Origin of the sequence: Sneathiella sp., from assembly GCF_029233945.1 — a bacterium.
In the GTDB taxonomy this organism is placed as follows: Bacteria; Pseudomonadota; Alphaproteobacteria; order Sneathiellales; family Sneathiellaceae; genus Sneathiella.
In genome coordinates this window covers 1-23,332 of the sequence record NZ_JARGOQ010000036.1, presented here as the reverse complement: position 1 = coordinate 23,332, position 23,332 = coordinate 1, and the positions used below count along the sequence as shown (strand labels likewise).

Annotated in this window: 20 protein-coding genes and 1 pseudogene; 15 read left to right on the top strand and 6 right to left on the bottom strand. The window is 55.5% G+C overall.

Annotation, left to right across the window (positions count from 1 at the left end):
• Window positions 1–5: 5 nt before the first annotated feature.
• The 5 genes from cysS to rpsD all read left to right on the top strand — a co-directional run bounded on the left by cysS (window position 6) and on the right by rpsD (window position 5,463).
• Window positions 6–1,484 carry a cysteine--tRNA ligase gene (gene cysS / locus P1U71_RS12365; protein ID WP_301105916.1) on the top strand — a complete coding sequence of 493 codons (1,479 nt, stop codon included), beginning with the start codon at window positions 6–8 and terminating at the stop codon, window positions 1,482–1,484.
• Complete coding sequence (gene cimA / locus P1U71_RS12360; protein ID WP_301105915.1) at window positions 1,484–3,091, top strand: citramalate synthase; 1,608 nt, start codon at window positions 1,484–1,486, stop codon at window positions 3,089–3,091. Before cysS ends, cimA begins: the two co-directional genes overlap by 1 nt.
• Before the next feature lie 22 nt (window positions 3,092–3,113).
• The gene (locus P1U71_RS12355) at window positions 3,114–3,860 is read left to right on the top strand and encodes an RNA methyltransferase (protein WP_301105914.1); all 747 of its coding nucleotides are present in this window, start codon (window positions 3,114–3,116) and stop codon (window positions 3,858–3,860) included.
• Complete coding sequence (locus P1U71_RS12350) at window positions 3,841–4,734, top strand: alpha/beta hydrolase (protein WP_301105912.1); 894 nt, start codon at window positions 3,841–3,843, stop codon at window positions 4,732–4,734. Before P1U71_RS12355 ends, P1U71_RS12350 begins: the two co-directional genes overlap by 20 nt.
• A gap of 111 nt (window positions 4,735–4,845) precedes the next feature.
• A complete protein-coding gene (gene rpsD / locus P1U71_RS12345) occupies window positions 4,846–5,463 on the top strand; it encodes a 30S ribosomal protein S4 (RefSeq protein WP_301105911.1) in 618 nt (205 codons plus the stop codon).
• 67 nt (window positions 5,464–5,530) lie between these two features.
• On the opposite strand, the gene P1U71_RS12340 is transcribed toward rpsD, so the two are convergent.
• The 4 genes from P1U71_RS12340 to purM all read right to left on the bottom strand — a co-directional run bounded on the left by P1U71_RS12340 (window position 5,531) and on the right by purM (window position 8,832).
• Window positions 5,531–5,824, bottom strand: a complete 294-nt coding sequence (locus tag P1U71_RS12340) for a DUF202 domain-containing protein (RefSeq protein ID WP_301105910.1) — start codon at window positions 5,822–5,824, stop codon at window positions 5,531–5,533.
• A 58-nt stretch (window positions 5,825–5,882) separates the two neighbouring features.
• The gene (locus P1U71_RS12335; protein ID WP_301105909.1) at window positions 5,883–7,034 is read right to left on the bottom strand and encodes an ABC transporter substrate-binding protein; all 1,152 of its coding nucleotides are present in this window, start codon (window positions 7,032–7,034) and stop codon (window positions 5,883–5,885) included.
• A 68-nt stretch (window positions 7,035–7,102) separates the two neighbouring features.
• On the bottom strand, window positions 7,103–7,762 hold the full coding sequence (purN, locus tag P1U71_RS12330; protein WP_301105908.1) for a phosphoribosylglycinamide formyltransferase: 660 nt from the start codon (window positions 7,760–7,762) through the stop codon (window positions 7,103–7,105).
• Window positions 7,750–8,832, bottom strand: a complete 1,083-nt coding sequence (gene purM / locus P1U71_RS12325; RefSeq protein WP_301105907.1) for a phosphoribosylformylglycinamidine cyclo-ligase — start codon at window positions 8,830–8,832, stop codon at window positions 7,750–7,752. Before purM ends, purN begins: the two co-directional genes overlap by 13 nt.
• Window positions 8,833–8,898: 66 nt before the next feature.
• Here purM and P1U71_RS12320 point away from each other — a divergent pair, with 66 nt between their 5' ends.
• The 8 genes from P1U71_RS12320 to P1U71_RS12285 all read left to right on the top strand — a co-directional run bounded on the left by P1U71_RS12320 (window position 8,899) and on the right by P1U71_RS12285 (window position 17,472).
• Window positions 8,899–10,044, top strand: coding sequence for a DUF2066 domain-containing protein (locus tag P1U71_RS12320; RefSeq protein ID WP_301105906.1), 1,146 nt, complete (start codon window positions 8,899–8,901; stop codon window positions 10,042–10,044).
• Window positions 10,045–10,066: 22 nt separating this feature from the next.
• Window positions 10,067–10,630 (top strand): CDP-alcohol phosphatidyltransferase family protein, encoded by a 564-nt coding sequence (locus tag P1U71_RS12315; RefSeq protein ID WP_301105905.1) that lies wholly within the window; start codon window positions 10,067–10,069, stop codon window positions 10,628–10,630.
• A gap of 5 nt (window positions 10,631–10,635) precedes the next feature.
• A complete protein-coding gene (locus P1U71_RS12310; protein ID WP_301105904.1) occupies window positions 10,636–11,733 on the top strand; it encodes an AI-2E family transporter in 1,098 nt (365 codons plus the stop codon).
• 1 nt (window position 11,734) lies between these two features.
• Entirely contained in the window at window positions 11,735–12,409 is a 675-nt protein-coding gene (locus P1U71_RS12305) for a DnaA/Hda family protein (RefSeq protein WP_301105903.1), read from the top strand.
• Between the two features lie 4 nt (window positions 12,410–12,413).
• The gene (locus P1U71_RS12300) at window positions 12,414–13,193 is read left to right on the top strand and encodes an SDR family oxidoreductase (protein WP_301105902.1); all 780 of its coding nucleotides are present in this window, start codon (window positions 12,414–12,416) and stop codon (window positions 13,191–13,193) included.
• Between the two features lie 28 nt (window positions 13,194–13,221).
• Complete coding sequence (locus tag P1U71_RS12295) at window positions 13,222–13,650, top strand: DUF2147 domain-containing protein (RefSeq protein ID WP_301105901.1); 429 nt, start codon at window positions 13,222–13,224, stop codon at window positions 13,648–13,650.
• Between the two features lie 123 nt (window positions 13,651–13,773).
• The gene (locus P1U71_RS12290) at window positions 13,774–15,921 is read left to right on the top strand and encodes an RNA degradosome polyphosphate kinase (RefSeq protein ID WP_301105900.1); all 2,148 of its coding nucleotides are present in this window, start codon (window positions 13,774–13,776) and stop codon (window positions 15,919–15,921) included.
• A 36-nt stretch (window positions 15,922–15,957) separates the two neighbouring features.
• On the top strand, window positions 15,958–17,472 hold the full coding sequence (locus P1U71_RS12285) for a Ppx/GppA family phosphatase (RefSeq protein ID WP_301105899.1): 1,515 nt from the start codon (window positions 15,958–15,960) through the stop codon (window positions 17,470–17,472).
• On the opposite strand, the gene rnd is transcribed toward P1U71_RS12285, so the two are convergent.
• Complete coding sequence (rnd, locus tag P1U71_RS12280) at window positions 17,456–18,607, bottom strand: ribonuclease D (RefSeq protein ID WP_301105898.1); 1,152 nt, start codon at window positions 18,605–18,607, stop codon at window positions 17,456–17,458. The two genes, P1U71_RS12285 and rnd, sit on opposite strands and share 17 nt — an antisense overlap.
• A 200-nt stretch (window positions 18,608–18,807) precedes the next feature.
• Between rnd and aspS the strand changes: the two genes are divergently transcribed.
• Both aspS and P1U71_RS12270 read left to right on the top strand, forming a co-directional pair.
• Entirely contained in the window at window positions 18,808–20,592 is a 1,785-nt protein-coding gene (aspS, locus tag P1U71_RS12275) for an aspartate--tRNA ligase (RefSeq protein WP_301105897.1), read from the top strand.
• Window positions 20,593–20,722: 130 nt separating this feature from the next.
• Window positions 20,723–22,405 (top strand): EAL domain-containing protein, encoded by a 1,683-nt coding sequence (locus tag P1U71_RS12270; RefSeq protein WP_301105896.1) that lies wholly within the window; start codon window positions 20,723–20,725, stop codon window positions 22,403–22,405.
• A gap of 225 nt (window positions 22,406–22,630) precedes the next feature.
• Here P1U71_RS12270 and P1U71_RS12265 read toward each other — a convergent pair.
• Window positions 22,631–23,332, bottom strand: a pseudogene (locus P1U71_RS12265) (vitamin B12-dependent ribonucleotide reductase); the annotation flags it as partial.

Sequence of the window (23,332 nt, the reverse complement as noted above, 5' to 3'; positions counted from 1 at the left end):
GAATTGTGACCCTGCATCTCTACAATACCGCCCATCGCAAGAAGGAAGAATTTGTGCCCATGGAGCCGGGCAAGGTCGGGATGTATGTCTGCGGGCCGACGGTCTATGACCGTGCCCATATCGGCAATGCGCGCCCCGTCGTGATTTTCGATGTGCTGGCACGGCTGCTATGCCATCTCGGCTACGAAGTAACCTATGTGCGCAATATTACCGATGTAGATGACAAAATCATCGAAGCAGCAGCGAAGAACGACGAGAATATCGATAAGCTCACCGCCCGCACAACCGCAGCATTCCATGAAGATATGGATGAGCTAAATGCCTTGAAAGCAAATCAAGAACCGAGCGCAATAGAGCTTGGTAATGGTAATTTCAAGATGATTGAGCCGCGCGCGACCGAGCATATCGACGGCATGATTAGGATGATCTCCACACTGATCGAGAAGGGCCATGCCTATGAGGCGGAGGGCCATGTCCTCTTCGATGTCACCAGCATGGCAGATTACGGCAAGCTCTCGGGTCGTAACCGCGACGACATGATTGCGGGCGCGCGGGTCGAGGTGGCCCCGTATAAGAAAGACCCCGCCGATTTCGTGCTCTGGAAACCTTCCACCGATGACATGCCGGGATGGGACAGCCCCTTCGGGCGCGGACGGCCGGGCTGGCATATCGAATGCTCGGTCATGAGCGAGGCGACCCTCGGCATCACCTTTGATATCCATGGCGGCGGGCGCGACCTGATCTTTCCGCATCATGAGAATGAAGTGGCGCAAAGCTGCTGCGCCCATGACGGCGCGGAATTTGCCCGCTACTGGGTGCATAACGGCTTCCTCACCGTCGAGGGCGACAAGATGTCGAAGTCCCTCGGTAATTTCCGCACCGTACAGGATGTCCTGGAAGAGGCCCCGGGCGAGGCCATCCGCCTCAATATGCTGAGCGCCCATTACCGCCAGCCGCTCGACTGGACGGCGGAAGGGGTGACACGCGCAAAAGCGAACCTTGACCGGCTCTATAATGCGCTCAAGCATCTGGAGGACGTCGAGGCGGGTTCGATCGAACCTGCAGCGGAGGTGATCGCGGCGCTTGAGGATGATCTTAACTCTCCGCAGGCCCTGACCGAACTCTATGCCCTCGCCGGGGAGGCCAACAAGGCGTCGAATGCGGCAGAGAAAGCTCGCATTAAGGGACAATTGCTTGGCTCCGGTCACCTTTTGGGCTTATTGGATAAATCACCTAAAGAATGGTTCCAAAGTATAACTGTTCATCATTTAAAGGCAGAATCAATTGAAGCAAGATCAGAGCTTGGATCACCGGTACTTACATCTGTAATTTCAAAAGAAAATATTGAAGCATTAATCGCCGAGCGCGATGAGACAAAGAAGCAGAAAAACTACAAGCGGGCAGATGAAATCCGCGATAACTTGAAGGCCGAAGGGATCGTCCTCGAAGACGGGCCGGGCGGCACCACATGGAAGAGGGCGTAATGGAACGCGAGAGACTTTATCTTTTTGACACAACGCTGCGCGATGGCGCGCAGACGCAGGGCGTGGATTTCAGTGTCGAGGATAAGACGAATATTGCGAAGGCGCTCGACGGGCTCGGCATTGATTATATCGAGGGCGGCTGGCCCGGCGCGAACCCCGGCGACACCGCTTTTTTCGCCAATCCGCCCGCGCTGAAACAGGCAACGCTCACCGCTTTCGGCATGACCCGTCGTCCCGGTCGCAGTGTTTCCAACGATCCGGGCCTCAGCGAAATTCTCGATGCCAAGACCCCCGCCGTCTGCATCGTCGGCAAAAGCTCGGCCTTTCAGGTCGATGTCGCGCTCGGTATTCCGCTTGAGGAAAACATTGAACTCATCGCCGACAGCATCGAGGAGATCGTCCGTCAGGGACGGGAGGCGATGTATGACGCCGAGCATTTCTTTGACGGCTACAAATCCAACCCGGAATTCACGCTCAAATGCCTCATGGCGGCCTATAACGCCGGTGCGCGATGGGTCGTGCTCTGCGATACCAACGGCGGCACGCTCCCCGATGAGGTGGAACGGATCGTGGGGGAGATAACAAAACATATCCCCGGCAGCCATCTCGGCATCCATACCCATAACGACACCGAGAACGCCGTCGCCAATACGCTGATGGCGGTAAAGGCCGGTGTGCGGCAGGTGCAGGGCACGCTCAATGGGTTAGGGGAGCGCTGCGGCAACGCCAACATCATCTCGCTGATCCCGTCGCTGGTCCTGAAGGAACCTTATAAATCACTCGTCGATACGGGGATCACGGAGGAGGGGCTGAAGGCAGTGACGCCGGTCTCGCGCCTCCTGGATGAAATCCTCAACCGCTCCCCCAACCGGCATCAGGCCTACGTTGGCGCTTCCGCCTTCGCCCATAAGGGCGGCCTGCATGTCTCGGCGGTGGAGAAGGATCCCAAAACCTACGAACATGTCGAGCCGAACCTCGTTGGTAACCAGCGGCATCTGCCGGTGTCCAATCAGGCCGGACGTTCCAACATCATCGCCCAGCTCCGCGATTTCGGCCTTGATTTTGATCCAAAGGACCCGAAGATCAACCGCCTGCTGGAAGAAGTGAAGGAGCGCGAGTTCGAGGGCTTCTCCTATGACGGCGCGCTCGCGAGTTTCGAGCTGATGGCCCGGCGGCGCTTGGGCCAGGTGCCTAAATATTTCAATGTCGAGAGTTTCCGTGTGTCGGTCGAGCGGCGTCATAACGCCAGGGGCGAACTGCTCACCGTCTCCGATGCGGTGGTCAAGCTGATCATCGACGGCGAGCGTTATCTTTCCGTCGGTGAGGGGAACGGCCCGGTCAATGCACTCGATGCGGCGCTTCGAAAAGATTTGGGCAAATATTCCGACTATATCGACGATCTCCGCCTTGTCGATTTCAAGGTGCGTATCCTCACGTCGGGCACGGAAGCCGTGACCCGGGTGTTGATCGAAAGCACCGACAAGTCCAACAAACGCTGGTTTACGGTCGGGGTATCGCCGAATATTGTCGATGCGTCCTTCGCCGCGCTGATCGACAGCATCACCTACAAGCTCTATTGCGAGGGTGCCCCGGCGGGTGGCAAGTAATCCGCCGATGACGGACATTCCCATGCCCGCCATAATTCTGATTGAGCCGCAAATGGGTGAGAATATCGGCGCGGCGGCACGCGCCATGCTGAATTTCGGCCTGACCGACCTCCGCCTTGTCGCGCCCCGCGATGGCTGGCCCAATGACAAGGCCGTCGCCATGGCGTCCGGCGCCGGTATCGTGCTCGACAACGCCCGGGTGTTCGCGACCACGTCGGAGGCCATTGCCGATCTGCAGCATGTCTATGCGACCACGGCCCGCCCGCGCGACGTGATCAAGAAAATCGCCACCCCCCGCGCCGCCGGGGCGGAACTTCGCAGCCATGCCGCATCGGGGACCGCGACCGGCATCCTGTTCGGCAAGGAGAGCGTCGGCCTTTCGAAAGAGGATGTAACCCTCGCCGACAGCATCATCTCGGTGCCGCTCAATCCCGATTTTTCCTCCATCAACCTGGCGCAGGCCGTCCTGCTGGTGGGCTATGAATGGTTTCAGGCGGGCGATGAGACGCCTCCCGTCCGGATTAATAACGAGGAACGCCCGGCCAACAAGGCGGAACTCGCCTATCTGTTCGAGAGGATCGAAACGGAACTGGACGCACGGGGCTTTTTTGACCCGATCCTGCAGCGCAAGCAGGTTATCTTGCAGAATATGCGCAATATGTTTCAGCGGCTGGGCCTGATGGAATCAGATGTGCGGGCCTTTCAGGGGATCATCAAGGGCCTGACCATGAAGGTGAAGGACAAGAAAAATGACGGCGATAAGTCATAAACGCGCCCGCATAGGCGATATCGAGCTTCACTATGCGGAATGCGGCGCGGAAAACGAAGAACTCGTCCTCCTGCTCCATGGTTTTCCGGAATTCTGGTACTGCTGGAAAGATCAGCTTCCCGTGGTCGGCAAGAAGTACCACGCGGTCGCGCCGGATATGCGCGGCTACAACCTCTCCGACAAGCCCGAAGGCGTAAAATCCTATCGTATCCGCCCCCTGATTGAAGATGTAATCGGGCTCGCGGATCAGTTAGGGCAGGAGAAATTCTATCTTGTCGCCCATGACTGGGGCGTGGCCATCGCCTATGCGGTCGCGATTGCGCATCCGGAGCGGATCAAGGGCCTGATTGTCATGAATGGCCCGCATCCCTATATCTTCGCCGAACTGCTCAACAATAATGACGAACAAATCAGGCATAGCCAGTATATGGCCTATTTCCAGAATGCCGGTGTCGAGGCGGAAATGCTGAAAGACAATGCGGGCTGGCTGCTCGACTGGACCTTCCGCGATCACCTCAAAAATGGCCAGATGACGGAAGACGATATCAACGCCTACCGCGCAGCGTGGGCGCAGCCGGGCGCAATGACGGCGATGCTGAATTATTACCGCGCATCGCCGTTGGTTCCGGCAACGGAAGAGACGAAGGGCAAGGGCTCCGGCCTCGATCCCGAAAAGTTCAAGGTGCATGTGCCGACGCTGATCCTCTGGGGGGAAGCGGATCATGCGCTAGTCAAAGAAAACATCGAGGGAATCGAGAAATTCATCGATAATGTCACCGTTAAAATGCTCCCCGGTGTGAGCCATTGGGTAACCCACGAAGCGCCGGAAACCGTTGCGGCAGAAATTCTCGGCTTCATTGACGGGCTGGAATAGAAAAAATAGTCCAAAATGGATTGACAACAGGCGCTTAAAACCTATTATGCGCGCCTTGTGCAAGCCTCGTCGGCATGCCTTTTTCCTGAAATTAAAAACTGGATCAAGTAAATGAGCAAACGCATTCAAGCGAAATACAAAATCGATCGCCGTATGGGCGAGAACCTCTGGGGCCGTCCGAAAAGCCCTGTTAACCGCCGCGAATATGGACCGGGCCAGCATGGTCAGGGCCGCCGGGGTAAAATCTCCGACTTTGGTATCCATCTCCGCGCGAAACAGAAACTCAAAGGCTATTACGGCAATATCACAGAGAAAGGCTTCCGCCGCCTGTATGCGGAAGCGACCCGTCTTAAAGGCGATACATCGGAAAACCTCATCGGCCTGCTGGAGCGGCGCCTTGACGCGGTTGTCTACCGCATGAAATTTGTGCCGACTGTTTTCGCGGCGCGCCAGTTCGTCAACCACGGCCATGTCATGGTCAATGGCAAGAAGGTCAATATCGCCTCTTACCAGGTGAAGCCCGGCGACGTTGTTGAAGTTCGCGAAAAATCAAAGCAGATGGCACTGGTCCTTGAAGCCGCCGACAGCCCGGAGCGGGATATCCCGGAATATATCGACGTTGACCACAAGGCGATGAAGGGAACCTTCAATGCGATCCCGAAATTGTCCGATGTGCCCTATCCGGTGATGATGGAACCAAACCTGATCGTCGAGTTCTACTCTCGCTAATCACTGAGACCCCAATCAAAAGCCGGAGCGCCTCAAGCCTCCGGCTTTTTTTATGCATGAGGCGACGCTACAGCCCGCCGTCATGCTTTTCATCATTAATGGATTTTCTGACCCGGTGATAGTCGGTAAAACCGACCACAAGGACAATCGCGGTGATTGGTAGAAGACCCCAGCCCAAGGCGGTCAGCCATTTATCGTCAACCAGCTTGATCAACGCGAAGGACGTGGCCGCAAGGGCAATGGCCGTCCTTACATAGGCCATCAGGGTACGCCGGTTGGCAAGCTCGGTGCGGTGCAGGGCCAGCTTGAAGGTATCGATATTGCGCCGGTCAGCGATGACTTTTTTGATTTCTCCCGTCATGGGCTCGAGTCTATCGCAAACTGATCATTCCGCAACCATGCAATGCGCACAGAGTAAATCAGGGCGCAGGAACATTGTCCGGCATGAATTCACGGACAAAAACTTCCTTTCCATCCTGCACCTTGAACAAAGCCACGGACTTGACCGGGATGCGGCTGCCATTCTCATAGGAAATAGTTCCTGTCAGCCCCTTATAGTCCTGCAATGTGGATAAGGCGTCGCGCATCGCATTCACGTCAAGCGACCCCGCCTTTTCGGCCGCTGCCGCCACGAGCATAACCGCATCATACGCCAGGGCCGAGAAGGCGCTTGGCTCTTCATCCGGGTATTTGTCGGCAAAGGCCTTGCGGAAGGCAATCATCTCCGGGTTCGTATTGTCGGCACTAACGTCGGCATGGGTGGTGAAGAAGGAATTGCTTTCTGTCGGAAGCTTGTCCCAGTTTTCATCAATGTCAAACCCGTCACCGCTGGCGATTGGCCCTTCGTAGCCCGTTGCGCGGATCGCCGTAATGCCGGAAATCACTTCATCGGGGGAGGCGGCAAAATAGATAAGATCGGCAACAGGGAGCTCGGCAATCACGTCGGCGAGGGTATCCGCCGTGTATCCTTGACTGAAAACGATCTTGCCGCCCTTTTCCTGAAAATCCTCTTCGAAATATTTCCGGATCAGTTTGGTGTAGGTCATGTCGGATTTATAAAGAACCGCCGCGGTTCCGACCTTCAGGTCCGAAATAGCCCATTCGGCCGCCGCAGCGGCCTGCACATTGTCGCCATAGCAGGCGAGAAACAGATATTCCGGCACCTCCGACGGCAGCAAGGGGGAGGTCGCGCCCGAGGTAATAAAAACCCGTTTATTTTGGGCCGCAACACGCGCCGCCGCCAAGGCCGAATCTGTGCCCGTCATGCCGATAATCACCGGCATATTTGTTGTTTTATCAATAAGGTCCTGCGTTTTTTGCGGAATAACCTCAACATTGGTTTCGCCGTCAACAAGGACAAGATTGACTTCCCTGTCGAGAATACCGCCGCGATCGTTCAGTACATCCACCGCAAGCGCCGCCCCTTCCGATGAGGGAATGCCGAGCGAGCTTAAACCGCCTGTCAGGTTGTAAATCGCCCCGATATTCACGGTATCGTTCTTGTCGTCACACGCGGCCAGAACAAGCAGGATCGCCATAAGAGCGTACTGCGCACAAGATCTAAATGTCATAACCGTCCCTCATCCATATTTCACGCGAAATCTTCAGGTTGATTTAATGAACAATAAATACAAGCATTTCAGAAATTTTCAAGCGTCGGATTGAGAAGAGAGTCAGGTTGTTCGTCGGCCCGCTCGATAATCACGCGGGAGCCATGAATTTTCACCCGGTTTTCCGCGACCAGCTTCAGCGCCAGCGGATAGATTTTATGCTCCTGCTCCAGAATGCGGAGGGCGAGGCTGTCGGACGTATCGTCTTGCAGGATGGGCACGGCGGCCTGCGCGATGATCGGCCCGTCATCCATCTCCGGGCGGACGTAATGAACCGTGCAGCCGGTAAAACGAGCCCCGGATTCGATGGCCCGCTCATGCACATGCAGCCCCTTGAACGCGGGCAGCAGGGACGGGTGGATATTGAGGATCCGATCACGCCAGCGATTGACGAAATCCGCCGTCAGCAGCCGCATAAATCCCGCAAGACAGATCAGATCGATATCGAGATCCGTGAGATAGCTGGTGATTTCCGCCTCGAACTCCTCCCGACCACCAAAATCACGGTGATCGATGGTACGGGTCGGAATACTGTGCTCGGCCGCAAATTTCAGCCCCGCCGCTTCGAGGTTGTTGGACAGCACGCAGACAATCTCGGCTGGGAAGTCCGGCGTCTGGCACGCCCGGACGAGCGATTGCATATTGGTCCCGCGTGACGAGATAAAAACCGCGACTTTCAGCTTTGCCAATTTTCTTCCAGCCCATTGATGATGACCTGCTCCGCATTCTCTTCGCGCATTACCAGCTTGCCAATCCGGTAAACCGTCTCGCCCGCCGCCGTCAGCATCTCTTTCGCCGCATCGGCTTTATCGGCAGGGACGATAACAACCATGCCAAGCCCGCAGTTAAAGGTCGTGGCAAGCTCACGTGGCTTAATATTGCCAAGATCACCAAGCCATTTAAAGAGCGGGGGCAGGGACCAGCTTGATGCGTCAATCTCCGCCGCCAGGTTTTTCGGCAACACGCGGGGGATATTTTCATAAAGACCGCCGCCGGTAATATGGGAGAGCGCGCGGATATGGCCGGCGCGCACTGCTTCAAGGCAGCTTTTGACATAAATCCGTGTGGGTTCAATCAGGGCATCACCCAGCGTCACATCAGAATCAAACGGGGCCGGGGCCGCGTAATCGAGATTGAAATCCGCAACAATCCGTCGAACCAGCGAAAAGCCGTTCGAGTGTAACCCGGAGGAGGCAAGACCGAGCAGCATATCCCCGTCATTGAGGTTATCGGCCTTCAGGAGCTGATCGCGTTCCACCGCGCCGACGGTAAAGCCCGCGAGATCATAATCCCCCTTGGCATACATGCCCGGCATTTCCGCCGTTTCCCCGCCAATAAGCGCGCAGCCCGCCTGTTTGCAGCCGTCGGCAATCCCGGCAACAATATCCCGCGCCGCGCTCACATCAAGTCCGCCCGTCGCGAAGTAATCGAGGAAAAAGAGCGGTTCCGCCCCTTGCACCACCAGATCATTCACACACATGGCCACCAGATCGATGCCGACGGTGTCATGGCGGTTCATATCAATGGCGATTTTTAGCTTGGTGCCAACGCCATCGGTCGCGGAAATAAGGAGGGGGTCCTTGAAACCTGCCGCTTTCGGATCAAATATAGCGCCGAAACCGCCCAAATCCGCGTCTGCACCCGACCTTTTGGTGGCGGCCGCGAGGGGCTTTATGGCCTCAACCAGTGAGTTTCCGGCCACAATATCGACGCCTGCATCCTTGTAGCTGTAACTTTTTTTGGAGCTATCGCTGTTCATAAGTTATGCTGCACCCGAGTTTATGACTATGATCGGGCCAACATACTTTTTTTCCAGTGGTTTGCAATGACGGATACACAGCTAAATCCAATCTTTTCGCGCCTTTTCGCCTTGGCAATCGCCATTTGCTGTCTGGCGGGCAGTATTTCTGCAAGCCATGCGGCGGATAATTTCTACGTGGTGCGGGATATTGCCGTGGATGAATCGGCATCCTCTGCCGCGGCGGCGCGCACGATTGCCGTGCGAAACGGGCAGAAACGCGCCTTTGAGACCCTGTTGCGCCGTCTGGTGCCGGCGCCATATTATGCCAGCCTGCCGGTTCTGGATGATGCCGCCATCACGCCGATGGTCGCCTCTTTCCAGGTCTCGAACGAGCGCACCTCGGCGAAGCGGTATCTTGCCGACCTGACCTATGAGTTCAAGCGCGACGATATCCGCAAGCTGCTGCGCCTGAATATGCTGCCTTTTTCCGAATCCTTCGGCAAGCCGATCCTTGTCCTGCCGGTCTTTCTGGTCGAGGACCGTGCTTATCTCTGGGATTATCCCAATCCCTGGCGGACGGTCTGGGTGGATATCATTGATTATGGATTGCGCCCACAGGAGCCGTACAACCTCCGTGATGACTGGGCCCAACGGCTCCTGCGCCCGGTGATTGTCCCGTCTGGCAGTCTTGAGGATATGAAAGCCATCGACGCCCGTCAGGCGCTCAATATGGACACGGTGGCCCTTGAAAAGCTGCGAAAGGACTATGGCGCGGCGGAGATTGACATCATCAGCGCGAGCCTGCGCACCGATACGGACGGCACCTTGCTCCTGGATGTGACGCGGAATGTGGTCGGCCAGACAGAGCCCGCGACCTTGCAAACCTATAAAGGGAGCGAGGATGAGGAGGGACTGATGCAGAGCGTCATCTTCGATCTGCTGGGACGCATGCAGGAGGAATGGAAACGGCAGAATGTTCTTGATTTCAGCATTGAGAATACCCTCGCCGTCACCACCTCTATTTCCAGCCTGCCGGACTGGCTCGCGCTGCAGGACAAGGTTAAGGGCCTTTCCGCTGTCAGCGCGACGGCGATTAAGGACCTCAGCGTCAGCAAGGCCTTCTGGTATATCACCTTTGTCGGTGGAACAGATCAGCTCATTGCGGCGCTTGACCAGCAGGACCTTGCGCTCGCGGATCAGGGCGGCTATTGGACGCTCAATCAAAAATAGATGCCCAAGGCGTTGAGTTTATTTGATACAGCAGGGTTTGGTAACGGTTTTGAATATCCCCAACACGATTACATTGATCCGGATGATCATGGTTCCGGTTATTGTCTGGCTGATCCTCGCCAACCAGATGTATGCCGCCTTTATTACGTTTTTGCTGGCGGGGGCGTCTGACGCGCTTGACGGCCTGATCGCCAAGCAGTTCAATCTGGTCACCCCGCTCGGCACCTATCTGGATCCGCTGGCGGATAAAATATTGCTGGTCTCGATCTATGTGACGCTGGGGATACAGGAGGATTTACAAAGCTGGCTTGTCATTCTGGTGGTGAGCCGCGATATCCTGATTGTCGGGGCGATACTCCTGACATTCCTGTTGGAGCTGAATGTCACCATCGTGCCGTCAAAGCTGAGCAAGCTCAATACCTTCTGCCAGATCAGCCTCGCGGCGATCGTGCTGGGGGACAAGGGGCTCGAGACAGGCTATGCGGAGGCTATCGAGTTCTTCGTCTATATCGTCGCGGCGACGACGGTGTTGTCGGGCCTCGCCTATATCCTGCAATGGTCACAACAAAATAGCGAGAGGGCGTAAAATCCATGACGTTAAAGCAACAGATGAGGTTTTGGGCCATCGCCCTTGTCGCCTTTATCCTTTTTCTGATTCTGCTCAGCGATATCCTGCTGCCGTTCGTCCTTGGCATGGCGGTCGCCTATTTTCTTGATCCCGTCGCGGACCGGTTGGAGAACGCAGGCCTCAGCCGGACAGCAGCCACCGCCCTTATCATTGGTCTCTTCCTGATTTTTGTGAACCTGGCCCTCATCATATTTGTGCCCATCATGATCGACCAGATACTCGGCCTGATGAACCATATGCCGGGATATTATGAAAATATCCGAAGCTTTTTAATGCCTTTCATCGACCGTTTTATCGATGTTCCTGACTGGCAACAGAACGCGCAATTCAACGAAACAGTTGGGCAATATATAGGCGAGCTGATGAAGAAGCTGGCCGCACTTTCAGAAAATATTGTCGGCGGCGGGCTTGCTGTGGTGAATATGATCATGCTTCTGGTCATATCCCCGGTTGTTGCCTTTTATCTCCTTCGGGACTGGGACCGTATCGTTGAGCGGATCGACAGTTGGCTTCCGAAGAAGAACGCAGAACAAATCCGGAAGCTGGCCCGGAAAATTGACGATGTCCTGGCCGGGTTTGTGCGCGGACAATCGACGGTCTGCCTGCTGCTTGCGGTCTACTACGGGGTTGCCCTGATGTTTACCGGGCTGGAATTCGGATTTGTCATCGGGGTTGTAACCGGCCTGATCTCCTTTATTCCCTTCGTTGGCGCGATTATCGGCTTTATCGCCTCGGCCGGGGTGGCGCTGGTGCAGTTCTGGCCCGACTATATCCTTATCGGTGTTGTCATCGGTATCTTCATCGTCGGCCAGATACTGGAGGGATATGTTCTCGTTCCCAATCTGGTCGGGGAAAAAGTCGGCCTGCATCCGGTCTGGGTCATGTTCGGCCTGCTCGCGGGCGGCAGCCTGTTCGGCTTTGTCGGTGTCCTGATCGCCGTTCCCATGGCCGCCGTGATTGGCGTCCTTAGCCGGTTTGCTATCGACCAGTATCTGCAAAGTCCGCTTTACAGCGCGCCGCCTCCCACGCCGACAAATCCTGATGATAAATCTGAGAGCTAAAATGCAACCCTCTCAAATTCCAATGAATTTTGAGTTTCGCGCGGCCACGGGACGGGAGGATTTTCTCGTCACTCCGGCAAATGAGGATGCGGTCGCCTGGATTGATAAATGGCCCGACTGGCCGATGCGGTCCCTGCTTCTGGTTGGTCCAGTCGGCGCGGGCAAAACCCACCTTGCCCATGTCTGGCAAACAGGGACAGGTGCCCGGGTTATCAATGCCGAAAAGCTTGGCCATCTCGACATTGAGGAAATCAGCAAGATTGCAGGTCATCCGCTTGTCGTTGAAAATGCCGGGCCGGGAATGAATGAGGAGGCGTTGCTCCATCTTTTTAACCTGGTACAGGAGAAGGGCGGCAGCCTGCTGATGACTACGGCGACAGTTCCGTCCGCATGGAACGTAGCACTCAAGGATCTGTCCTCCCGTCTTGGGACAATCCCCGTCGCCCGTATTCATGAGCCGGACGACGCGCTGTTTGCGGCGCTTGTCGTCAAGCTTTTTTCCGACAGGCAGCTTGCCGTGACACCGGATGTCGTCCAGTATATTACGCAACGGCTGGAGCGGTCCTTTGCCGAGGCCCGGCGCTTCGTCAGGCTCCTCGACAAGAGCGCCCTCGCCAAAAAACGAAAAATAACGATTTCGCTGCTCCGCGACGTCTTCAAGGAAGAACAAGGATAAGAAAATGGATCTGGGAATTTCAGGGAAATGGGCGATTGTCTGCGCCTCCAGCAAGGGGCTTGGCCGCGGCTGTGCGGAGGCTTTGGCCGCAGAAGGCGTCAATCTGGTGATTACAGCCAGGACCCAAGGCACATTGGAGGAAACCGCCGATCATATTCGCGCGAATTCCCCGGTGGAGGTGAAGGCGATTGCCGGCGATATCACCTCTCCGGAAGGCCGCGCGGAGGTGCTCGCGGCCTGTCCCGAGCCGGACATCCTGATCAATAATGCCGGAGGACCGCCGACCGGTGATTTTCATGACTGGACACTCGATGACTGGCAGAAGGCCCTGAACGCCAATATGCTGACTCCGATCGAGCTGATCAAGGCGACCGTTGACGGGATGCGCGCGCGTAAATTCGGCCGGATCATCAATATCACCTCAAGCGCGGTGAAGGCGCCGATCGATATACTCGGCCTTTCCAACGGGGCGCGGGCAGGACTGACCGGATTCGTCGCCGGGATCGCCCGCAAGACGGTGATCGATAATGTCACCATCAATGGCCTGCTGCCCGGGCCGTTCGATACCGACCGCCTGCGCGGTAATTTTGACGCCGTTTCAAAATCAAGCGGACGACCGATTGAGGATATCCGCAAAGAACGCGCCGCCGGAAATCCTGCCGGACGCTTCGGCACGGCGGAGGAATTCGGCGCGGCCTGTGCTTTTCTTTGCAGTGACAAGGCCGGCTATATTACGGGCCAGAATATATTATTGGATGGCGGTGCATTCCCGGGTACATTGTAACGCCTGCAACCAATCTTAGGTAAGTAATATGCGAAAAACTTTTATTTCCATAAGCCTGCTCGCTAGTCTTTTGTTCATTACCTCACCCGCGCGGGCCGACATCACGGGCGTCTGGTCCACGGTAGAGGGGAAAAGCCGCGTAAAAATAGAACCTTGCGGGGACAAGTTCTGCGGAAAAATTGTCTGGCTGAAGGAACCGCAGACAGTGTTTAAGCTCGATAAAACCGATATGAAAAATGAAAATCCGGAACTTCGGGGACGGAAAATTCTCGGGCTGGAGCTGCTCAACGGCTTTGAGCCGGACGGCGAGAATGAGTGGGATGATGGCACGATTTACAATCCTGAAGACGGCAAGACCTATTCCTCCTCCCTGACCCTGGTGAACCCGACCACCCTGGATGTGAAGGGATGCGTCCTGATGTTTTGCAAAACGCAGACATGGACAAAAGTTAAGTGAACCGTCCGCGATACGTGAAACGATGAAAAAACACTGATAAAACATGTCTTTTGTCATAATTTGTTGATGTTAGACCTATATCTTTCATTGTGAACAATCGTCGCGAATGGAACAGAGCTAAATATGTCGACAAATATTGAAATAACGGACGCCGCGCCGTCAGACCTTCTCAGCAGCCCGGAACGCTTCCTCAACCGGGAGCTTTCCTGGCTGTCGTTTAACTGGCGGGTGCTGGAGGAGTCGGTGAATACCGCTCATCCGTTGTTTGAACGTCTTCGTTTTTTGTCGATCTCGGCGGCGAACCTTGATGAGTTCTATATGGTGCGTGTTGCCGGTCTCTGGGGCCAGATCAAGGCCAATATCAAGACGCTCAGCGATGACGGCCTCACCCCGGCGCAACAGCTGGAGGAAGTGGACCGCAAGGCCAACAGCCTGATGGCCGAGCAGACTTTGCAATGGAATCGCCTGACCAAGGAGCTGCGTCAGGAAGGGGTCTATGTTCTCGGCCCGAAGGAACTCACCAAGCAGGAACGGGTCTGGCTTGAAGATTATTTCAAGCGGCAGATTTACCCCGTGCTGACGCCAATGGCGCTTGATCCGGCGCATCCGTTTCCGTTCATCCAGAATCTCGGCTTCGGCCTGTTCCTGGAGCTTGTGCGCAAAGAATCAGAGCGCAACCTGAAGGCTCTTCTGTTGCTGCCGCAAGCCCTTGACCGGTTTATCCGCCTGCCGGGATCGAAAATCCGCTTTATCAGCCTTGAAAATATCGTGATGCTGTTCCTCGATCATCTCTTTCCGGGATACGAGGTTGCCAACAAAGGTATTTTCCGCATCGTGCGTGACAGCGATATGGAGGTCGAGGAAGAGGCGGAAGATCTGGTCCGGCTCTTTGAAACCGCGCTGAAACGCCGTCGCCGGGGCAGCGTGATCCGCCTCAAGGTCGACAAGGAAATGCCGCAGCAGTTTGTCGACTACCTGATCAAGGAGCTCGACCTTGACGAGCGCGCGCTGATTATCAGTGATGGCCTGTTGGGCCTTGCCGATACCTCGAAACTGATCACGGCGGAGCGGCCCGAGCTTTGTTTCAAGCCCTACACCCCCCGCTATCCGGAGCGGGTGCGGGATGCGGGTGGTGATATTTTTTCGGCCATCAGCAACAAGGACTTTATCGTCCATCATCCTTATGAAAGCTTTGATGTCGTCGTCCAGTTCCTGCGGCAGGCTGCGGCGGACCCGGACGTGGTGGCGATCAAGCATACGCTCTATCGGACCTCCACCAATTCCCCGGTGATCAAGGCGCTGATCGAGGCGGCGGAATCGGGCAAGTCCGTCACCGCCCTGATCGAGCTCAAGGCCCGCTTTGACGAGGAAGCGAACATCCGCTGGGCACGCGATCTGGAACGGGCAGGGGCGCAGGTGATCTATGGCTTTATTGACCTGAAGACCCACTCGAAAGTCTCCGTTGTCGTCCGGCGGGAGGGGCAGGACCTTAAAACCTATATGCATTTCGGGACCGGCAACTATCACCCGATCACCGCAACGATCTATTCCGACCTCTCGATGTTCACGACCGATCCGCAGCTCGCGACGGATGTGACCTTGATGTTCAACTATGTAACCGGATATGCCAAGCCGAAGGGACTCGAAAAACTGACGCTGTCTCCCTACAGCCTGCGCAATTCACTGATGCAGATGATCGAGGAGGAAGTCGAGCATGCAAAGGCCGGTCGGCCGGCGGCAATCTGGGCCAAGCTCAATTCCCTCGTCGATCCGACCATTATCGATGCGCTGTACAAGGCCAGCAACGCCGGGGTTGATATCCGCCTCGTCATTCGCGGTATCTGCTGCCTGCGCCCCAATATCAAGGGTTTGTCGGAAAATATCCAGGTGACAAGCATTGTCGGCCGGTTTCTTGAGCATTCCCGGATCGTCTGTTTCGGCAATGGCCATAAAATGCCCTCCGACAAGGCAAAAGTCTTTATTTCATCGGCCGACTGGATGCAGCGCAGCTTTGACCGGCGGGTGGAAACCCTTCTCCCGGTCACCAATGAGACAATCCACCGACAGGTTCTCGACCAGATCATGGTAGTGTGCCTCAAAGACAATCAGCAAAGCTGGAAACTCCTGGAAAACGGGGAGTATGAGCGTATTTCCGCCGACGGAGAACCCTTCTCGGCCCATAATTATTTCATGACAAACCCGTCTTTATCTGGACGCGGCAAGGCTTTACTTGTAAAGGAACCTGTACCCAAGCTTGTACCACCAAGCTAGGGAAATTGGTTTTCGTATTCCAGGTGTTAGGGTTTTATGGAAGATCGGGATAGAGAGCTGGATCCAGCGGTCAAACTGTCGGATCGGTCTACTGCTGTTATTGATATCGGATCGAACTCGGTCCGGTTGGTTGTATTTGATGGGCCCCAGCGGGTACCACTTCCCAAATTTAATGAAAAAGTCCTCTGCGGTCTCGGCAAGGAGCTGGGCACGACGGGCCGCCTTGGCGACAAGGCGATGGAGGATGCCCTTGGGGCGCTTCGTCGTTATGCCGCGCTTGTCCACCATATGGGCATTGACCGGGTGATGGTCGCCGCAACGGCGGCCGTACGCGAGGCGGAAAACGGCTCTGAATTTGTCTCGGAAATCGAGCAGCAATGCGATCTCAATGTCCAGGTGCTGAGCGGTCGGCAGGAGGCGCGTTATTCCGGTCTCGGGGTTCTTTCCGGCATCCCGCAGGCCAATGGCCTCGCCGGGGACTTGGGTGGCGGTAGTCTGGAACTGGTGCAAATTTCCGATTTTCATATCCATGAAACGGCAACGCTCCCATTAGGCGCACTGCGGCTTTCCTATATGGATATGCCGGAGAAAAAGCTACGCAAATTCATCAACAAGAAATTTGCCAAGGCAGATTGGCTCGAAGAGATGTCCGCGCAGGATTTCTATGCCGTGGGCGGCGCTTGGCGTGTTCTGGCCCGATATCACATCATCAAGACCGGTCATCCGCTGAATATCATCCATAGCTATCGTTTGAGCGCGGAGCAGATGACCGAGCTGTTGGACGAAATCCTCGGCATGACGATCCAGGACCTCAATGCCGCCAACGGAATCCCCAAATCCCGCGCCAACACCATGCATACCGCCGCGATCATTATGCAGGAATTGATGACGATGACGGAGCCAAAGAATGTCATTTTCTCCGGCAACGGTCTGCGGGAAGGGATGCTGTTTTCCGAGCTTAAAAAATCCGTCCGCCGCCGCGACCCGCTCCTCGATGCCTGCCGTGACATGGCCGCAGCTGAGGGCCGCTTCGCCGAGCATGGAGAGGAAATTTTCGCCTGGCTCCATGATCTGATGGGGAATGTTGACGACAACGGGAAACGCCTGGCCCTGGCTGCGGCGACGCTTTCCGATATTGCCTGGTGGGCGAACTCCGACTATCGCGCCGCCCAGGCCTTCCGGCGGATATTCCGGGCGCCCTTTAATGGCATCAGCCATCGCGGTCGGGCCATGGTCTCGCTTTCCGTTTATGCCCGCTATAAAGGCGATTTTTCCGGCCCCGCCACCGATGACAGCCTGCGCCTGCTCTCCGATGAGGAGGCGAAAAACGCGCTTACCGTTGGTCTCGCGCTCCGGCTTTCGCATACGTTAAGCGGCGGAACGATTGGCATTCTCTCCCAGACCCGGCTGGAGATTTCCCGAACGGCCATAACATTGAGAATTCCAGCGGCACTTTCGGCGCTCGTCGGGCATCATGTGGCCAATCAGTTCGAGGCACTCGCCGCCAATCTCGATCTTGAAGCCGCGATCGAAATTATGCCAGATCAATAATCTTGATTTTTCCGCCCTCGGAGGAGAGGGCAATCTCGCCATTTTTGAGCTTCAGGGCGTCGTCACCGAAGACCCGACGGCGCCAGCCTTTAAGCGCGGGAACATCCGCCTCGTCCTCGGCGGCAATCTTTTCAAGGTCGGTCATATTACAGATGAGTTTTTGCGCCACCTCATTCTCTTCACATCTGAGTTTAAGAAGAACCCGTAACAGCTCCATCAGCGGTCCAATTCCCTTTGATGGAGGGGCTTTCTTTTTCGGTGTTGGCCGCTGATCTGCCGGCAACTTGGTGCCCGTTTCCACTGCCTCCAGTAACCCGCGCCCCATATGGCCATCGACAAATTTTTTGCCGATCCCCCGGACATGAGAAAGTGCCTCGGGGTTGTTCGGGGGATTAGAGGATATCTCAAGCAACGCCTCATCCCGGAGGACCCGGTTGCGCGGAATATCCTGACGGTGAGCCTGCTCCTCCCGCCAGGCGGCGACCGCCTGCAGGATGCCGAGAAATTTCGGGTTGCTGTTGCGCGCCTTGATCCGCTGCCAGGCCTCCATCGGCGGAATAAAATAGGTTTCCGGCGCGCGCAGGATTTCCATTTCCGACGTCACCCATTCCTCGCGGCCCCGTTCTTTCAGTTTGTTCGCGAGGAATTTATACACATCCCGAAGATGAGTGACGTCCGCTTCGGCATAGGTGAGCTGCCGGTCGGAGAGAGGGCGGCGCGACCAGTCGGTGAAGCGCGAGGATTTATCGATACCTTTACCGGTGATCTTGGAGACCAGCGTATCGTAGCCCACGGATTCGCCAAACCCGCAGACCATCGCTGCGACTTGTGTGTCAAAAATCGGCTCCGGCACCTCGCCATTGAGATGATGAAAAATTTCAAGATCCTGCCGGCCTGCGTGGAAGACTTTCAGCACGTCCTTGTTTTGCAGCAGGCGAAAGAGGGGGGCGAGGTCAATCCCGTCGGCCATCGGGTCAAGAATGGCCGATTCATCATCGGTCGCGAGCTGAACCAGACAAAGGATCGGCCAAAAGGTACTTTCGCGCAAAAACTCCGTATCGATCGTGAAATAGGGGTATTTTTCGAACCGTGTTACCAGTTCTTCAAGGTCTGTCGTTGTTGTTATTATCTGCATTGCACTTATGTGCCCTTTCCCAACAAAATACGCCCGGGGGCACCCAAACGCGACTTGTTCTATTGCAAAGCTCTATTGTTGGTAAGATAGCCCATATTTCTCGATAAAGGAAGGTTGGCGACGGGCGAAAAACCATGTAATACAGGCGCTCATTGTTAAACGCGGCTCAAGACGGGCCCGAAGATTTTAAGAGAGTATCGATGCATAGCTACCGAACCCATACTTGCGCGGAACTGCGCGAGAGTGATGTTGGCAAAACCGTCCGGCTGTCTGGCTGGGTTCATCGCAAGCGCGATCACGGCAATCTGCTGTTTGTCGATCTGCGCGATCATTACGGCATTACCCAATGCGTGATTGAGCATGATGTCGCCAATTTCGAGGCGGTGGAAGGCCTCCGTTCCGAGAGTGTCATCACGATCACGGGGAAAGTGGTGGCCCGGAGCGCGGAAACGGTTAATTCAAACCTGCCAACCGGGGCGGTCGAAGTGGATATCGAGGAATTCGCGCTGCAATCCGCGGCGGAAGAACTTCCCATGCCCGTCTTTGGGGAGCAGGAGTATCCGGAAGATATCCGGCTGCGTCATCGTTATCTTGATTTGCGCCGCGACCGGCTGCATCAGAATATTGTGCTGCGCTCCAACATCATCGCCGAGTTGCGTAATCAGATGGTGGGGCAGGGCTTTCAGGAATTCCAGACACCCATCCTGACGGCCTCCTCTCCCGAGGGCGCGCGTGACTTTCTCGTGCCGAGCCGCCTCCATCCGGGTCAGTTCTATGCCCTGCCGCAGGCGCCGCAGCAGTTCAAGCAGCTGATCATGATGTCGGGCTTTGATCGCTATTTCCAGATTGCGCCCTGTTTCCGCGATGAAGATGCCCGCGCAGACCGCAGCCCGGGAGAATTCTACCAGCTCGATATCGAGATGGCCTTCGTGACCCAGGAAGACGTTTTCGCCGCGGTCGAGCCGGTCCTGACCCAGGTATTCCAGAAATTTGCAGGAGATCGCAAGGTTGTCACCCCGTTCGAGCGGATTCCGTTCGATGAGGCCATGCTGAAATACGGCACGGACAAGCCGGATTTGCGCAACCCGATTATCATCAGCGATGCGACCGAGCCCTTTACCGGCTCTGGCTTCGGGTTGTTTGTGAAAAATATCGAAAAAGGCTCGGTCGTCCGGGCCATTCCCGCGCCGGGGGCCGCCGATCGCCCGCGCAGCTTCTATGACAAGATGAACGACTGGGCCCGCAAAGAAGGGGCCGGCGGCCTTGGCTATATCATCTTCAAGGATGGTGAGGCGAAGGGACCTATCGCGAAAAACCTCGATGAAGACCGGATTGCGAAAATCCGCGAAATCACCGGCGTGGGCGAGGGGGATGCCGTCTTCTTTGCCTGCGACAAGGCGGCAGGGGCTGCCGATATCGCCGGCAAGGCGCGGGTGCGCATCGGCGAAGAACTGGATGTGTCCGAGAAGAACGTCTTCCGCTTCTGCTGGGTTATTGATTTTCCGATGTTCGAATATGACGAAACCGAAAAGAAAATCGATTTCAGTCATAACCCGTTCTCAATGCCGCAGGGCGGTCTTGAGGCGCTGGAAACCATGGACCCGCTCGATATTAAGGGATATCAGTATGACATCGTCTGCAACGGGATCGAGCTGTCCTCGGGCGCGATCCGGAACCATCGCCCTGATATCATGATGAAGGCCTTCGAGATTGCGGGATATGAGGCAGAAGTCGTGGAAGATCGCTTCGGTGGCATGCTGAACGCCTTCCGCTATGGCGCGCCGCCCCATGGCGGCATTGCCCCGGGTGTGGACCGCATCGTCATGCTGCTCGCCGATGAGCCGAACATCCGCGAAGTGATCCTGTTCCCGATGAACCAGCAGGCGCAGGACCTGATGATGCAGGCTCCGGCGGAAGTTCCCTTGAAAAACCTGCGGGAGCTGCATATCCGCACGGTAATGCCGCAGCCGAAAACGGAAGAATAGCCCTCCCGTCTGGAGGCGCGAGAAGAAACCCGCCATGTCGCGGGTTTTTTTGCGTAATTTTCAGCCATTTTTCTGATTTGTTAATAAATCAACGGTTAATGTTACCGGGAATTAACCAAAAGGCTGCAAGGTGACTGACGACAATAAACTAGAAAATCTGCGGACGGAGAAGGAGCGGTTCGTTGCCTTCTCGTTCGCTGCGGCGGATTTGCTGATCGAACTGGATAATAACGGGATCGTTATTTTCGCCTCCGGCGCGGCAAAAGGGCTGACTGGTGTAGAGATGGCAGACCTCAAGGGGATGCCCTTTGTCGAGCTGATCGCGCAGCAGGATAAAGGCGTGCTCTCCCATATCCTCGATACCATGAAGGAGGGGGATCGCATTACCCCTGTCGTCGCGCGCATGGAAAAGACCAAAGTCTCGGCCATCGTCGGCGCCTGCAAGCTGCCCCGAAATCACGGGCATGTCTTTCTTGCCCTCAATGTTTCCAGCATGGGAGCCACCCGTTCAAACACAGAATACCGCGACGGTGAAACGGGCCTTCTCGATCGGCAGGATTTCATGAAACTCGCCGATCAGCAGGTGACAATAGCCGCAGACGCAGGACAGCGGACAGAACTCACACTCCTTCGCCTGAACGGCCTGTCCATTATGCAGGAAAATGTCGGCGATGATGAAATGTCCAATTTCCTTGATAAAATCGGGGTTATTTTGCGGCGTTATTCCTTAGGCGGGGATTTCGCCGGGCGGCTTGATAGCAATAAATATGGACTGATGCACAGTCCGTCCGTCGATGGCAAAATTCTTGAAGAAAAAATATCCTCCCTTGCAAGCGAAGCCGACCCGAAAGGTAGTGTTTCGATGCTAAGAAGCACGGTTGACCTCTCGAAAGGACAGCTTTCCGCAAATAATGCGACGCAGGCGTTGATGTATGTGATTAACCGCTTCGTGGACAGCGATACGGAAGAGTTCGACATCAAATCGCTGGCCGAGGGGATGGATAACCGCCTCGAAAAAACGATGAGCCGGATGCTGGCACTGAAATCCGTTTTCCAGAACTACAAATTCAAGCTGGTTTATCAGCCGATCGTGAAGATCGCGGACAAGGAAACACATCATTATGAGGTGCTTTCCCGTTTCAAGGACGGGGAATCTCCCTATGAGACGGTTGTTTTCGCCGAGGAGACGGGCATCATCCAGGATCTCGACCTCGGGGTCGCCCAGAAGGTCAAGGACAAGCTGCTGGAATACCAGAAACGCGGTGATGTCCTGCCAAAACTGGCGATCAATATTTCCGGATACTCCCTTGAATCGGATATTTTCATCGACAGCCTTCTCGCTCTTTACGAAGATAACGATGAAATTCGCGAGCATATCGGGCTGGAAGTTACCGAAACCAGCCGGATCAAGGACCTGCAACGGGCGGAAAAAATCATCCAGACCTTACGCTCCACGGGCATGGAAATCAGCCTCGATGATATGGGGTCGGGTTCGGCATCCTTTCAGTATATCCGCGCCATGACGGTCGATTATATCAAGATCGACGGCACCTATATCAAGGAAGTGCTGACCAACAAGCGCGACGCGGCAATCTTGAAGGCGCTGTCACGTCTCTGTCAGGAGCTGGACATCGGCACCATTGCCGAAATGGTGGAAACGAAGGAACAGCTTCATGTCCTCAATGTCCTGGGCGTCAATTATGGTCAGGGCTGGTATTTCGGCAAGCCGCAGCCGGAAATTGAGACAAAACGGAAATCCCGCTCGATTACGAAAAACCTGAAACGCAAAGGTTTCGCGACAAGCTGGTCCTAAAAAAAGAGCATGCCTCCGGAGACATGCTCTTTATCTTAGGGAGTAAGACAAATAGGTTTAGCAATCCTGAAAGTGCTGCAGCACAACACTTTCCAACCCTTACTCAACGTAAATTTACGCTTTACACTACTGGTTACACTACTCTTGTACTCTACTGGTTACGCGACAAAACTCCTGACCTGCCAGATTTACAAAACTAATCAAGCAACTGAATTACAAAGATATTTACGAACATCCGCTGGTGCCGCCACAGGTATCGCATTTCATGCAGGTCCCGTTGCGAACGAGGGTGAAGTTACCGCATTCACCGCAGCTGTCCCCCTCATAGCCCTTCATGCGGGCTTCCATTGCACGGCTTAGCTTGTCGGGGCCGCCGGGTGTCCCGCCGCCAACCGATACGCTGGCGGCAACTGCACCCGACGCGCTGACACTCGCGGCGGCGGCGCTAACCTCGCCCTGACCGACATTCGCCGCCATTGCGGAAAGGCCGCCTTGCAGCACCTCGAAATTATTGGCGCGGACGTATCCTGTCGAGGCAAGGTTGATTACATTGTTGATGGCGGCTCTATTCTCAGAATATTCGTCCTCGGTGATTTTTGCCTGATCATCGCCGGTCCCGAGGCTGTCACTATGCAGATCATCAAGGGCGACATGCGCCAGATCATTCCGGCCAAGGTAGGAGATGGCTAACTCCCGGAAGAGGTAGTCAAGGATCGAGGTCGACATCTTGATGGCGTCATTGCCTTCCACGATGCCCGATGGCTCAAACCGGGTGAAGGTATAAGCCTCAACGAATTCCTCAAGCGGGACACCATATTGCAGTCCGATGGAGATGGCGATTGCGAAATTATTCATCAGGCTGCGAAAGGCGGCGCCTTCCTTATGCATATCGATGAAAATCTCGCCGACACCGCCGTCATCATACTC

Coding starts and splice junctions, on each gene's coding strand:
- cimA (WP_301105915.1), top strand. CDS start 1,484: ATGGAACGCGAGAGACTTTATCTTTTTGACACAACGCTGCGCGATGGC.
- P1U71_RS12355 (WP_301105914.1), top strand. CDS start 3,114: ATGCCCGCCATAATTCTGATTGAGCCGCAAATGGGTGAGAATATCGGC.
- P1U71_RS12350 (WP_301105912.1), top strand. CDS start 3,841: ATGACGGCGATAAGTCATAAACGCGCCCGCATAGGCGATATCGAGCTT.
- rpsD (WP_301105911.1), top strand. CDS start 4,846: ATGAGCAAACGCATTCAAGCGAAATACAAAATCGATCGCCGTATGGGC.
- P1U71_RS12340 (WP_301105910.1), bottom strand. CDS start 5,824: ATGACGGGAGAAATCAAAAAAGTCATCGCTGACCGGCGCAATATCGAT.
- P1U71_RS12335 (WP_301105909.1), bottom strand. CDS start 7,034: ATGACATTTAGATCTTGTGCGCAGTACGCTCTTATGGCGATCCTGCTT.
- purM (WP_301105907.1), bottom strand. CDS start 8,832: ATGAACAGCGATAGCTCCAAAAAAAGTTACAGCTACAAGGATGCAGGC.
- P1U71_RS12320 (WP_301105906.1), top strand. CDS start 8,899: ATGACGGATACACAGCTAAATCCAATCTTTTCGCGCCTTTTCGCCTTG.
- P1U71_RS12310 (WP_301105904.1), top strand. CDS start 10,636: ATGACGTTAAAGCAACAGATGAGGTTTTGGGCCATCGCCCTTGTCGCC.
- P1U71_RS12305 (WP_301105903.1), top strand. CDS start 11,735: ATGCAACCCTCTCAAATTCCAATGAATTTTGAGTTTCGCGCGGCCACG.
- P1U71_RS12300 (WP_301105902.1), top strand. CDS start 12,414: ATGGATCTGGGAATTTCAGGGAAATGGGCGATTGTCTGCGCCTCCAGC.
- P1U71_RS12295 (WP_301105901.1), top strand. CDS start 13,222: ATGCGAAAAACTTTTATTTCCATAAGCCTGCTCGCTAGTCTTTTGTTC.
- P1U71_RS12290 (WP_301105900.1), top strand. CDS start 13,774: ATGTCGACAAATATTGAAATAACGGACGCCGCGCCGTCAGACCTTCTC.
- P1U71_RS12285 (WP_301105899.1), top strand. CDS start 15,958: ATGGAAGATCGGGATAGAGAGCTGGATCCAGCGGTCAAACTGTCGGAT.
- rnd (WP_301105898.1), bottom strand. CDS start 18,607: ATGCAGATAATAACAACAACGACAGACCTTGAAGAACTGGTAACACGG.
- aspS (WP_301105897.1), top strand. CDS start 18,808: ATGCATAGCTACCGAACCCATACTTGCGCGGAACTGCGCGAGAGTGAT.